The organism is Pseudomonas sp. 9_2_1 (assembly GCF_059295275.1).
Genome location: NZ_CM181239.1, coordinates 4395794 through 4408971, shown reverse-complemented (window position 1 = coordinate 4408971; position 13178 = coordinate 4395794). Strand labels below are relative to the sequence as shown.

10 protein-coding genes and 1 pseudogene are annotated in these 13178 nt (G+C 63.9%); 2 read left to right on the top strand and 9 right to left on the bottom strand.

Annotation, left to right across the window (positions count from 1 at the left end; all coding sequences use genetic code 11):
* Positions 1-43 precede the first annotated feature (43 nt).
* The 5 genes and pseudogenes from AC5O5I_RS20060 to AC5O5I_RS20040 all read right to left on the bottom strand — a co-directional run.
* Positions 44-1558, bottom strand: coding sequence for a DHA2 family efflux MFS transporter permease subunit (locus AC5O5I_RS20060; RefSeq protein WP_172227988.1), 1515 nt, complete (start codon positions 1556-1558; stop codon positions 44-46).
* Positions 1548-2693 carry an HlyD family secretion protein gene (locus tag AC5O5I_RS20055; protein WP_494511428.1) on the bottom strand — a complete coding sequence of 382 codons (1146 nt, stop codon included), beginning with the start codon at positions 2691-2693 and terminating at the stop codon, positions 1548-1550. The genes AC5O5I_RS20060 and AC5O5I_RS20055 overlap by 11 nt, the downstream gene beginning before the upstream one ends.
* A gap of 159 nt (positions 2694-2852) precedes the next feature.
* Positions 2853-4271 (bottom strand): efflux transporter outer membrane subunit, encoded by a 1419-nt coding sequence (locus AC5O5I_RS20050; protein ID WP_494511427.1) that lies wholly within the window; start codon positions 4269-4271, stop codon positions 2853-2855.
* A 99-nt stretch (positions 4272-4370) separates the two neighbouring features.
* Entirely contained in the window at positions 4371-5081 is a 711-nt protein-coding gene (locus AC5O5I_RS20045) for an AraC family transcriptional regulator (RefSeq protein WP_172227982.1), read from the bottom strand.
* 210 nt (positions 5082-5291) lie between these two features.
* Positions 5292-5414, bottom strand: a pseudogene (locus AC5O5I_RS20040) (GNAT family N-acetyltransferase); the annotation flags it as partial.
* A gap of 255 nt (positions 5415-5669) precedes the next feature.
* On the opposite strand from AC5O5I_RS20040, the gene AC5O5I_RS20035 reads away from it, so the two are divergent.
* A complete protein-coding gene (locus tag AC5O5I_RS20035; RefSeq protein ID WP_172227980.1) occupies positions 5670-6596 on the top strand; it encodes a LysR substrate-binding domain-containing protein in 927 nt (308 codons plus the stop codon).
* A 101-nt stretch (positions 6597-6697) separates the two neighbouring features.
* Here the strand turns inward: AC5O5I_RS20035 and AC5O5I_RS20030 are convergent, their stop codons facing one another.
* The 4 genes from AC5O5I_RS20030 to lysA form a co-directional block, all read right to left on the bottom strand.
* Positions 6698-9184 (bottom strand): TonB-dependent siderophore receptor, encoded by a 2487-nt coding sequence (locus AC5O5I_RS20030; RefSeq protein ID WP_494511426.1) that lies wholly within the window; start codon positions 9182-9184, stop codon positions 6698-6700.
* Positions 9185-9297: 113 nt separating this feature from the next.
* Complete coding sequence (locus AC5O5I_RS20025; protein WP_172227978.1) at positions 9298-10233, bottom strand: FecR domain-containing protein; 936 nt, start codon at positions 10231-10233, stop codon at positions 9298-9300.
* Between the two features lie 5 nt (positions 10234-10238).
* Positions 10239-10739, bottom strand: coding sequence for a sigma-70 family RNA polymerase sigma factor (locus tag AC5O5I_RS20020; protein ID WP_172227976.1), 501 nt, complete (start codon positions 10737-10739; stop codon positions 10239-10241).
* Positions 10740-10878: 139 nt separating this feature from the next.
* Complete coding sequence (lysA, locus tag AC5O5I_RS20015; protein WP_494511425.1) at positions 10879-12111, bottom strand: diaminopimelate decarboxylase; 1233 nt, start codon at positions 12109-12111, stop codon at positions 10879-10881.
* A gap of 122 nt (positions 12112-12233) precedes the next feature.
* Between lysA and AC5O5I_RS20010 the strand changes: the two genes are divergently transcribed.
* A complete protein-coding gene (locus tag AC5O5I_RS20010) occupies positions 12234-13139 on the top strand; it encodes a LysR family transcriptional regulator (RefSeq protein WP_172287309.1) in 906 nt (301 codons plus the stop codon).
* Positions 13140-13178 lie beyond the last annotated feature (39 nt).

The window sequence follows — 13178 nt, the reverse complement described above, 5'->3', positions numbered from 1 at the left end:
GCTCGGTCGGGAATACGGGATGTCCGGCAGTTTAACAGCTGCCTCATGTGGCCCGCTGCGTCCGCAGCAGCAGTGCCGCCAGCGCACACCCCAGCAGTGCCAGGCAGGCAAGGTAGAAGGCATCACTGTAGGCCATCAGGTAGGCCTCGCGCCGAATGGTCCCCGCCAACCCCTCCAGCATCTGCTGCTGATGCGGCAACCAGCTTTGTACCGTCTGGTTGATGCGCTCCTGCACGCCTGGCTCGAACACCGTCACCTGCTCGTGAATACGTTCACTGTGAAAGCGCTCGCGCGTCGCCACCAGTTGCGTCAAACCCGCCGTACCCATCGCACCCCCCAGATTGCGCAGCATCGAAAACACCGCCGAGGCCGAACCCGCTTCGCGCTTGTCCAGCCCGGCCACCGCCAGCACCGACAAGGCCACCATGATGAAGGGCTGGCCGATGCCACGGACCACCGTCGACGGAATGATCACGTTGTCGGCACTGTCGGCGCTCAGGCTCGCCCCCAGCCAGCAGCCCAGGGCCATGATCAGAAAGCCGCTGGCGACCATGAACCTGGCACTGGTCCAGCCCATCAACCGTGGCATCAAGGGGGCTAGCAGCAGCTGCACCACGCCATAGGCGATCAGCGTTACGCCCACGTCGTGCGCACTGAAGCCCTGCAACTGCGACAGGTAGTTGGGTACCAGGAACACCAGGCCGAAGGTGGCACCGCCAAAGATGAACATCGCCACGCTGGCGACGCCGAAGTTGTAGTGGCCGAGCAAACGCAGGTTGATGAATGCACGCTGGCCGAACAGCTGGGTCACCACGAACACTACCAGGGCAATGCCGGCGAGCACACTCATGCCGACGATGAACGGCGAGCCGAACCAGTCCAGCCGGCCGCCTTCTTCCAGTACGATCTGCAGGCCACCCAGGCCTGTCACCATGGCCCCGATACCCAGCCAGTCACCTTTGCGCAGCAATTCGAGCTTCATCGGCCTGGCGTCGATAGACCAGGCGATGGCGAACAGCAGCGCGATGCCGGGGAACAGCTGCAGGTAGAAGATCCAGCGCCACGAAAAGGCATCAGTCAGCCAGCCGCCAATCGACGGCCCGGCTGCCTGCGCCACGCTGTTGGCCAGACTGAACAGTGCCATGCCCATGGCCATCTTGCTGGCCGGCAGCTCGGTGATGATCAGCTGGAATGACAGCGGGATCAGTACGGCTCCCGCAGCCCCCTGGACCACCCGGATGGCAATCATCGCTTCCAGGCTGGGCGCCCACGAGCAGGCCACCGAGGCGAGCAGGAAGATCAGCGAGCCGGTCCACATCACCCGGCGCAGCGAGAACACTTCCACCAGCCAGGCCGTCAGCGGAATCATCACGATTTCCGCCACCAGGTAGGCGGTGGAGATCCACGAGCCTTCCTCGAAGCTGGCGCCTAGCGAGCCTCGGATTTCTGGTAGCGCAGCGCTGGTGACATGCACGTTCATGCCGGCCATGAAGCAGCCGAACAGGCCCCCAAGCACTGCCACCCAGGCGCGCAGCGAGACGGTTTGCTCAGTGCGCATCGGCAACCTCTGCAGGGCGGGTGTCGACCGTGCTCACTACCGACATGCCGGGGAGTACTTTTGGGCCCTGCAGCGGTGTGTCGAGCAAAATGCGCACCGGGAAGCGCTGGACGATCTTGGTGAAGTTGCCGGTGGCATTGTCCGACGGCAGCAACGCGAAGACATTGCCCGAGGCGGGAGAGAAGCTGGCCACATGGCCCTGCAGTGGCTGACTGGCAAAGCTGTCTACCCGTATTTCTACCGGTTGCCCGGGGCGCATGCGGGCCAGTTGGGTTTCCTTGTAGTTGGCCACCACATAGGCTTGCTGCAGGGGTACGACTGCCAACAGCGGCTGGCCCGGCACCACGTACTGGCCGGCGCGCACGCGGCGTTGGCCGACCACCCCAGTGATCGGCGCGCGGATCACGGTGTCCTGTTCGTCCTGCTCGGCCAGCTGTCGGTGGGCCTGAGCGCGGGTCAAGGCTGCCGCGTGCTGATGCAGTTCGGCGTCAGCCTGGGCTGACCGGGCCTTGGCCATGGCCAGCTGTGAGCGTTGCTCGCGCAGCGCGGCCTGGGCGGCTTGCAGTGCGGCTTGCGCCTGGGTGGCACGGGCGCTGGCGGTTTCCAGGCGCTGCACGGTCGCAGCGTCGTCACGCACCAGGCCACGATAGCGTTGCATGTCCAGTTCAGTCCGGTGTTGTTCAGCGGTGGCGCTGCGCACGGCCGCTGCAGCCTGCAGGATGGCTTGTTGTTGCTGGTAGATACGCTCGTTCGCCACCTGTCGGCTGGCCTGGGCGGCTGCCAGTGCCGCCTGTGCCTCGGCCACGCCGGCACGGGCGTGGTCGCGGCGCGCGCGGTAGTCGCGGTTTTGCAGGCGCACCAGTACATCGCCGGCGTTCACTGGCTGGTCGTCAGCTACTTCGACCTCGGCCACGTAGCCGGCCACGCGTGGGCTCAGGGCTACCCAGTCGGCGCGGATGTAGGCATCGTCGGTGGTCTCCAGGTAGCGGCCGGTGGTGAGCCAGTAGCTGGTGAAGGCCAGCAGGGTGATCGCTGCCAGGCTACCGCTGGTGATGCAGGCCAGGCGGCGACGGGATCTGGCTCTTGTCTGTTGTGCAGTTTCGGCGGGTGCGGTTCGGTCTAAGGCGACATTCATGTTCGGTTTCCATTATTGATATAGGGGCTGCTAGGCAGCCCATCGCCGGCAAGCCAGCTCCCACCTCGACCGTGTTGACCTCAGGTGATGTGCAATCCCTGTGGGAGCTGGCTTGCCGGCGATGGGGCGCGCAGCGGCCCCATGGATTTTTGCTGCGGGCTACCACCGCCCGCCCAAGGCACGGAACAGGTTGACCTGTGCCTGCGCCAGTCGCCCTCGGGCCTCGACGTGGCTGGCCCGCAGGCGGATCAGTTCCCGCTCGCTGTCCAGCATGGCCAGCCCGTCAACCGTACCGGCGCGGTAATTGCCCTGGGCGAGGGCAAACCCACGCTGGCTGTGCACCAGCGCCGTATCCAGTGCCTGCAACCGCTGACGTTCACCGTCGTATCTGGCCAGCGCCTGGCGTACGTCCTTCAGCGCATTCAGCGCCACGCTGTGGTAATGGGCTACCTGCGCCTGCTGCAACGCCTCGGCCTTGCCAACCCGTGCCCGGTTGGCCTGCATGTTGGGGAACTCCCAACGGATCAGCGGGCCAATACCGAACATCACCGCGCGGCTGTCGCCAAGGTTGGCAAGGTGATGGTCCGAGGACGTCAGCGAGGCGCCGAAGCTGACCTTCGGGTACAGGTCGGCCCGGACGATGTCGGTTTCCAGGCTCGCGGCCTGCAGCTCGCGTTCGGCCTGGCGCACATCCGGCCGGCGCTCGAGCAAATGCCAGCCATCGCCAGCCGGCAACGGCAACGACAGCGTGGGTATGGCTGGGCACGTTGCGGTTTCGGCCACCGAGGCTTGGCCGCTCAGCATGCTCAGCTCGTAAAGCGCCATCTGCCGCCGCGCGGCGAGCATCGGCAGCTGCGCCCGCACCTGCTCGCGCAAGCCCGACAGGCGTTCGCTGTCGAGCGCTGTGGCCACGCCCGCCCGGTGCTGACGTTCGCTGAGCTGCACGCTGCGTTCGAGGGTTTGCAGCGACTGCCTCGCCTCGACCAGGCGCGCTGCATAGAGGCACTGGTCGAGGTAGGCGCGGCTGGTCTGGGTAACCACGTGCAGGCGCATCAGGTCCCGTGCTGCGGCACTGGCGTCGGCTTGCGCCCGGGCCCGCTGGATGGCGGCGCGCACCTGGCCCCAGACATCCACCTGGTAGGCCAGCTCGATGCCCGGGTTGAACTGCCATTGTGATGGCGCGTGGCTGTCGGTCGCTTCGGCGAGGGTCTGGTCATCGGTGCTTTTGCCGTAGGTGGCGGCAAAGCCTACCGAAGTCGATGGCCAGCGCTGCGCACCAAATTCGCCGATACCGGCCAGCATGGCCTGCACATTGGCTTCGGCCTGTGCCAGGTCCTGGTTGTGGGCCAGGGCTAGCTGTACCCAGCGGTCGAGTTGCGGATCCTGGAACAGCGCCCACCAACGTTGCGGCAATGGCTGCCTGCTGACACCGGCCGGTGCGTTCGCCAGCGGGTTTGCCTGCAAAGCTGCGGGTGGCTCGGCAAGGGTTGGTGGCCGGGCGCAGGCGGTCAACATGCAGAGCATGCCGATCGCGGCGCCGAACCGGGCAGGGAAGGGGAATGATTGCAGTAAGGGCATCACGAATGTCGCTCAAGGGTCGTGATGCGAGGTTAGCGAGGGCGGGGGTGACGGCGCTGCCGCAAGCGGGACAACCTTGCGCGCAAGTGGGACAACAGTTCAGGAGTGGCGCATGGCGCCGTTCTGCCAGTCACTGGGGGCGTAGCCGAGGATGCGCTTGAACATGGCGGCGAAGGCACTGGCGCTCTGGTAGCCGTGCTCCAGCGCTACGTTCAGGATCGGTTTGCCTTCAGCCAGGCACTGCTGACTGAGCATCACCCGGGCGCGGGCGCGCCATTCGCCATACGACATACCCAGCTCGCGCTGGAACAGTCGCGCCACGCTGCGCGCACTCATGTTCAGTTGTGCACCGCATTGTTCCAGGGTCAGGTCCTGGGCCGGGTCTTGCAGAAAGCGTTCGCACCAGGCGCCAAGACGAGGGTGCTGCGGCGTGGGCACAAAGGCATCGATGCGCCTGGCGGCCGCCAGTTCGCAAAGGATCAGCGCCCGTGCGTGCTCGCCATCACGCAGGTCCAGCATGCGCGAAGCGGCCAGGACCAGTTCGCGCAGCAGGCCGGATACCACGATCACCTGGCAGCGGTCGATGCCGGCGTCGAGCAGCAGGGTGCGCATGCACACCACGCCTTGCATGCGGACGGCATGGCTGACCCCGGCCGGCACCCATAACGCGTGCCCACCAGGGATTACCCAGTTGCCGCCCTCGCTGCTGACCCGCATCACACCGCTGGCGGCATAGACAAGCTGGTCTTCAGCGTGGCAATGGCTGGCAATTTCATCGCCGTGTCGGTAATCCATTCCCAATGCTTGCATGCAGTTCATCCTGTTTATTGGATCCAATTATATGGCGTTGGCTGGGTGCCGGGTTGCGAAAGGTGGCCTAGACATGAACTACCATGAACAAATATTGCTCTACTTCGACAATTCATGGCGAATGATTGCTTTGATCTATGTTTAAGAGAAGTAAATGGGCTGTAACGACCAGATTTAGACATCGTCCCTGCAGTACGCTTGCCCCCCTGTTCATGCCTCGGAGGGAACGTTCATGTGCAGCAAGGTGAACGGACGGCCTTCGCCGTCCAGCGGCGAGCGGCCGGTCTGGATGAAACCGTAATGCTGATGGAACCCCACGGCCTGAGGGGTTTGCGTAGATCGAGAGAGCCGCGTGATCCGTGTGGGAGCGGATTCACCCGCGAATGTGGTGGCGGAGACAACGGTGAATGCCCAAGGATAGTGGCCGGCAGGTCCGGCCTCTTCGCGGGTAAACCCGTTCCCACAGGGATCGCGCACGCATCAAAAATTTTGCGCAAGACAGCGCGCGGCTCCAGGGCCACGTGGACCTTGTGGGAACATCGGTCTTGTGCAAAATCCCTATGACAAGAACTCGGGCCGGGAGCGCCAATGAACCGAAACGAACTGCGCAAAGCCGATATCAACCTGATGGTGGTGTTCGAAGCCCTGATGCAGGAGCGCAACCTTACCCGTGCCGCCGAAAAGCTGTTCGTCGCCCAACCCACGGTCAGTGCTGCGCTGGCCAGGTTGCGCACGATGTTCAACGACCCGTTGCTGATCCGCGTGGGCAACCGCATGGAGCCCTCGGCCAGGGCCGAAGAGGTGATCAGGCTCCTGACCCCGGCACTGGACGCTATGTCCATCGCCCTCAGCATGACCCACGACTTCGATCCGTTGACCAGCAAGATGACCTTCCGGATCGGCCTGTCCGACGACGTCGAGTCGGGGTTGTTGCCGCCGCTGCTGCGGGCGCTGCGGGTGGAGGCGCCGAATGTGGTGGTGGTTGTGCAGCATGTCGATTATTGGCGTATCCCGGACTTGCTGGCCGCAGGCGATGTAACAGTCGGGATCAGCCAGACCAAGGGGCTGCCGGCCAATGCCAAGCGCAAGGTACTGCGCACCATGCAGGGCCGTGTCGTGCGCGCGGACAAGACAGCCACGCCACTGACCCTGGATGAGTTCTGCGCCCGCCCGCACGTTCAGGTATCGCCAACCGCCAATACCCAAGGGGTGGTCGATGACTGGCTGAAAGAGATCGGACGCGAACGCAAGGTGGTGTTGTCGGTGCCGCAGTTCAGTTCGTTGCCGGCAATTCTGGCCGGGACTGACCTGCTGGCCTGCTGCCCGGACTATGCCGCGCACGGCATGGAGCGCTGGGGAAACCTGCAGGCCGAGCAACTGCCGTTCGAAACCACGGCACTGGAACTGGCAATGGTCTGGCTTGGTACCACCGACAGCGACCCAGCCGAGCGCTGGCTGCGCAGCCGCTTGCAGCAATACATGGGCGGCGAGCGTGAAGTGGCGAACGGACTCTAGCCGCGATCATCGTGCAACTGTTCCACAGCTTTCCTCAGATAAAGCAACGGAGTGATGGTGCAAGACGGCGATGGGCCGCAAAAGCGGCCCCTGCTTTCTGGTTAGAACGTGCCTTGCAAAGTCACCATGAAGTTGCGCGGTTCGCCATAGAAGTTGCCCCAGGACGGCGCGCCGATGGTGGCGTAGTACTTCTTGTCGAACAGGTTGTTGCCGTTGAGGGCGACAGTCCAGTTCGGGTCGACGCGGTATTGCACGCGGCCATTCCACACCGTGTAGCCCGCCTGCTCGACGCGGGTAGTGCCGGTGGTACGGAAGTTATCGCTCTGGCTGTTCAGGCCGGCACCGAGGGTCCAGCGTTGCAGCGCACCGTCCAGCTGATAGTCACCCCACACCTTGAGCATGTGCCGAGGGATGAAACTGGAAGTGAAGGTCAGCTCGGTGGGATCAGTATCTTCGATGGTATTCAGGTACTTGGTCTGGGTGTAGGTGTAACCCGCCAGTAGCTGCAGGCGCTCGATGGGCGAGCCGCTGATCTCGGCCTCGAAACCCTGGGCGCGCACCTTGCCGCTGTCGGTGTAGCAATAGCCATCGCCTGACGGGCAGGCGTCGTTGAAGTCGCTTTCTGCGCGGTGTTTCTCGAGGGTGCGGAACAGGTTGAACGAGGTGTTCAACGCACCATTGAGCAACTCGCCCTTGATGCCGATCTCGTAGTTGGCACCGGTCTTGGGCTGCAGCGACTGCCGCTCGGCGTTCACTTTGTCACTCTGCGGCTGGAAGATGTCGGCGTAGCTGGCATAGGCGGTCCACTGGCCGTTCAGGTCGTACAGTACGGCGGCGAACGGCGTGACCTGGCCATTTTCCTGACTGCGGTTGTTCACCCAGTAGTCCCAGGCCGCGGTATAGGAGTCGCTCTTGTTGCGGTACCAGCTGACCCGCGCGCCCAGCACCAGGGTCAGCGGCTCTGCCAGCTTCAGGCGCAGGTTGGTGTAGGTGCCGTACTGGGTGGTGGTGGAATCGGTTGGCACGCTGCCACCGCGGCTCGGGTTGACCAGATAATCGGCCTTGGAAGGGCGGGGGAAGTTCGAGGATGGGTTGAACGGATCCTGCTTGCCGTCCAGCAGTATAAGTGCGAAGTAATCATGGGTTTTCTGCCGGCTGGCGTTGGCGCCGACGATCAGCTCATGCTGTAGGCCGAACGCCTCGAACTTGCCATCGACATAGCTATCGAAGCCGTAGTCGTCCTGGTCGTAGTCGAAACGACCGGCCCGCACGTTCATGCTGGCGGTGCCGGCGCCGACCGGTACCGTACCTTCGGAGTAGGCGTATTCGATGTCCTGGGTGTTGTGGGTATAGATCGAGGCGAAATTCAGCGTCCAGTCATCGTTGAAGCGGTGCTTGAGGTCGGCAAAGCCGGTGATGCGCTGGCTTTGCAGGTCGTTCCAGCTGGCGCCCAGGCAGGTGGAACGCGACAGCTTCAAGTCACTGCCATCGGCGTAGCGTGGCAGGCCGGAATAGCACGGGGTGGCATCGGCATCCTCGTAGGCCAGGCCGGCGCCAAGGGTGGTGTCGGCGGTAATGTCCCAGTCGATGGCGCCATACAATATCTGGTCCTGGCGCGTGGCCGTGTCGTAGAAATACTGGCGGTCCTGAAGCGTTGCCACGGCGCGACCGCGCACGCTACCCGATTCGTTGAGCGGGCCGCCCACATCGACCTGCCCACGGTAGTTGTCCCAGCTGCCGGCAGACAGGGTGACGGTGGTGGTGGCCTGTTCCTGGCCACGCTTGCGTACGAAGTTGACGCCGCCGGCGGATGAACCGGAGCCCTTCATCATGCCGGCTGCACCCTTGAGAATTTCGACCCGGTCGTAGAACGCCATGTCGCTGGAAAAGCTGTTGGCCTGCACGTAGTTGCCGCCTACGTCCAGCGGCACGCCGTCATACTGGTACTGGCCATCCAGGTTGAAACCGCGGGAGTAGAAGTACTTGCCGCCCATGGGCGAGTCGTACACCGTGATGCCGGGGGTTTTGTCCAGCACCTGTTCCAGCGTGTTGAGGTTCTGGTCGTCGAGCATCTTGCGGGTCATCACGGTGACCGACTGCGGGGTTTCCTTTAGCGTGTGCACGCCCTTGCCGATGGTGACGGCATGCGCGGTATACGATTGGGTGCCCTCGCTGGTTGCATCCAGCCGGTTGGCGTCGATGTTCAGTGGCCCCAGTTCCATCGCCGAACCGTTGTCTGCGGGTACCAGCACATAGCCGCCATTGCCCTGGCGGTGCGCCTGCAAGCCACTGTTGCCCAGCAGGCGAACCAGCCCTTCCTCGACGCTGTAGCTACCCTCCAGGCCTGCGCTGCTCAGGCTGCGCGTCTGGGTGGTGTCGAACGAAATGGTCACGCCGGCCTGCACGCCAAACTGGGTGATGGCATTGCCCAGTGGGCCAGCGGGGACGTGATAGGCGGTCTGGCTGTGGGCCATGGCCAGGCCAGGCATCAGCAGCAGGCCCGGTGCGCCGGCCAGGGACATGCCGAACAACACCAAGCGCACGGCCTGGCTCAGCTTGGTTGCAGGGGTGGGGTGCAGATGGGGCATTGCGTGATCCTTCCGTGTCATGGCAGAAAGTCGCTGTCGTCGCGGCTTGTGTCAGGGACGGGCGAGAATCGAAATCAGCAAGGTGTGGGTGAAGTTTTTTTTGCGGCTGTTGCTCAGGCAGGTTCCACGCTTGCCCAGTAACGGCTGAGGTAGCGCACTTTCACCGGCAGGGTTTTCGGCAGGTTGGCCAGTGCAATGTCGGTATCGTCGATGCGGAATGCTCCGGAAATGCTCATGGACCGGATCGAGGGTGCGCAGCGCAGCACTCCTTGTCGGTAACGCGCCAGTTCTTCGACAAAGTCGCCCAGGTGCCAGTCGTTCACGCTCACCATGCCTTGTACCCAGGCGGTCGAATTGACGGGCAGCGCATGGGTGATGGCGAAGTCGTCGCGGTCATAATTTACCTGCTGCCCGGCTTGCAGTCGCAGCACCCGCTCCGGGTGACGCTGCGGGCGTACATCGACAGCCGCTTGCAGCACGCCCACGCGCGTTTGCTGCGCAAGTTTGCGAATGCTGAACTCGGTACTACGGGCGAGTACGCTGCCGTCTTCGGTGTGCACGATGAACGGGCGCTGTTCAGGGGTAATGGTCGGGCGAACGAGTATTTCCCCATGGTACAGCTGGATTGCCCGCACTTTTGCGTCGTAGCGCACATCCACCGCAGTGTTCACGTTCATTTCAAGCTGCGAGCCATCATCCAGCTGCAAGCTGCGCCGTTCGCCGCCGCGGGTGTGTTGCTGGGCCAGCAAGGCGCGATAGGGCACCTGCTCGGCTGCCAGCCAGCCACCGCCGCCCATGGCCAGCAACAGGCTCAGCACCTTCAGCACATCGCGCCGCTGTGCCTGTGCCGCGCCCAGGCTGGACAGCGCCGCCTGCGGCGGCACCATGGCCCACTGCAGTTGCAGTTTTTCTACCCGCGCCCAGGCGGCAGCGTGTTGTGGGCTTGCCTGCAGCCACTGGCGCCAAGCTTGGGTGCGCGCCTCGTTGCTGGCGCCATCGTTGAGCTGCACATACCAGGTGGCAGCGGCTTCGAGCGTCTTGAGATCCATCGTCCTCAGCCTTCGACTGCCAGCAGGCAGCGGGTCATTGCCTTTATCAGATGGTTCTTCACGGTGGTAACCGACACGCCGAAACGCTCGGCAGCAGCACCGTAGGTCAGGCCTTCGAGTTGAACGGCGAGGAAGATGGCGCGGGTGTTGGCGCCGAGTTCGTCAAGCAGGCTGTCCACGGCTACCAACATTTCGATGATCGACAAGCGCACTTCCGGCGATACCTCTACCGGTTCCGGGCGCAGGGCCAAGGCCTGCAGGTAGGCCTTTTCGATGGTGCGGCGGCGGGCTTTGTCGATCAGCAGCGAGCGGGCGATAGCGCTGAGGTAGCTGCGCGGCTCGCGGATCGGCAGCTGGTTGCGGGCGGTCATTACCCGCAGGAAGGTGTCGTGCGCCAGGTCGGATGCATCGGCGGCATTGCCCAGGCGGGCGCGCAGCCAGCCCTTCAGCCAGCCGTTGTTTTCACTGTACAGCTGGTGCAGGGTCTGAGGATCGAGCGTCGACATGCGTCAAGACCGCAATATGAATGGGAATTGATCGCATTGTTGCCATAGAGGGGTCTGATTGCAAGCAGGGTTTGCGCTGTACCTGTGGGAGCTGGCTCGGCGGCGATGGGCTGCTAGGCAGCCCTCATTGGTGCGCTGCCTAGAAACCCGCTTCCAGCGCTAGCAGGTCCTGCACGGTCTGCCGCCGGCGGATCATGCGCAGCGCGCCGTTCTCGATCAGAAACTCCGGCAGCAAAGGTCGGCTGTTGTAGTTCGACGACATCGACGCCCCGTAGGCACCGGCATCGTGAATCACCAGCAGGTCACCCACCTGCGCCTGGGGCAGGTCCTGTGGGGTCAGTTCCTGGTCGTCCTGGGTGAACACGTCTCCCGACTCACACAGTGGCCCGGCCACCACGGTCGGTTGGCGCGGGCGGTCCACCGGCTGGCCGTTGGCGTCGAGCAGGGTCATGCCATGGTACGCACCGTACATCGCCGGGCGCATCAGGTCGTTGAAGCCGGCATCGATCATCACGAAAGTATTGCGCCCCACCTGTTTCACGGCACGCACCTCGGCCACCAGGTAGCCCGACTCGGCCACCAGGAAACGCCCAGGTTCGATCTCCATGCGCACGGGGTGGCCCAGCATGGCTTCGATTTCCTTGCGCGCCAACGCCCAGGTCTGCGCGTAGCGTTGCAGGTCGACCGGCTTGTCGGTGCTGCGGTAAGGGGTCGAAAGCCCGCCGCCGATGGAGAAGGCTTCGATGTCTACGCCCAGGCGGCCGATCAGCTCGATCATCGACCGGGCTACCTGCTCCAGGTGTTGGTAATCCACCCCGGAGCCAATATGCATGTGCACGCCGACCAGGTGCAGGCCGTGGGTTTTGATGCAGGCCAGCGCCTCGTCCAGTTCTTCATGCCAGATGCCGTGCTTGCTGTTCTCGCCGCCGGTGTTGGTCTTGCGGCTGTGGCCGTGGCCGAAGCCCGGGTTGATGCGGATCCAGACGCGGTGGCCGGGGGAGCGTTCACCCAGCTGGCGCAGCATGTCGATGGAGCCGGCGTTGACTTCGATCTTCGATTCCACCACCCGCTCCAGGGTTGGCCGGTCCAGTGCATCGCAGGTCAGCACCACGCCAGCGGGGTCGCCGTCCACGCTGGCACCGGCGGCAAAGGCCCGCTCCATTTCACCCAGCGACACCGCGTCCAGCACCAGGCCATGGGCGCGCATCAGGCGCAGCACGTGCAGGTTGGGGTTGGCTTTCTGGGCGAAGCGTACGGTGTCGAATACCTTCAGTTGTTCAACGCGCTTGGCGATGGTGCTGGCGTCGTAGGCCCAGAGGGGCGATCCATATTGATGAACCGCCGCGGCCAGGGTCGTGAAGGGTGCAGTCATGCTGGCATTACTCGTAGTGGGTAGATGTGCAGGATGCGTGAAAGAGCGGATTCAGAAAAATAGCTATTTTTCTACTCGCCATTCATATCTGATATACCCATCGTTGTTGCGCAGGTGTAGCCGTGAAACTGTCCGTCCGCCATATCGAAGTGTTCCGCGCCATCATGGCCGCTGGCAGCGTCACCGGCGCGGCGCGGCTGCTGTTCACCTCGCAGCCCACCGTCAGCCGAGAGCTGGCGCGGCTGGAGCAGGTCACCGGCCTGAACCTGTTCGAGCGCGAGGGCGGGCGCCTGGTGGCAACCGCCCAGGCGCTGCTGTTGATCGAAGAGGTCGAGCGCGCCTATCTCGGGCTGGAGCGCATCGAGCGCTTTGCCCAGGCCATCCGCAATTTCGAGCAGGGCCGGTTGGCCATCACCTGCCTGCCGCTGTTTTCCCAGACCTTGCTGCCCAAGGCCTGCCAGCGCTTCCATCAGCAGCACCGCGGCGTGAGCGTGAGCATTTTGGCGCAGGAGTCGCCGTTGCTGGAGGAGTCACTGGTTGCCCAGCAGCATGACCTTGGCCTGACCGAGGTCGAGCAGATACCGCGCGGCGCCTACGGCGAGCTGCTGTTCAGCGCCAACATGGTCTGTGTGCTGCCCCATGGGCACCCGTTGCAAGCCAAGGCTGAACTGGAATTGAGCGATTTCCATGAAGTGGACTTCATCAACCTGGCCAGCCTGGACACCTACCGCCAGCGCCTGGACCAGCACTTCCGTGCGGCGGGGGTGAACCGCCGCACGGTCATCGAGACCACCAGCGCCGCGTCGGTATGCGCCATGGTCAGGCAGGGCCTGGGGGTGGCGATCATCAACCCGCTGAGTGGGCTGGAGGCCGCGCAGGGCGGTTTGCCGATCCGCCGCTTGCGGGTGTCGGTGCCGTACCAGGTGATGCTGATCAGGCCCGACCACCGGCCGGCTTCGGCGGCGGTGGAGCCGTTTTGCGATGCGTTGCGGGTGCAGGCTGAAGCAATGCAGGCAGCATTGCGCTAGCGCCTGGCTCGGCTCAGGATTTTGTGCTGTCTGTACCGT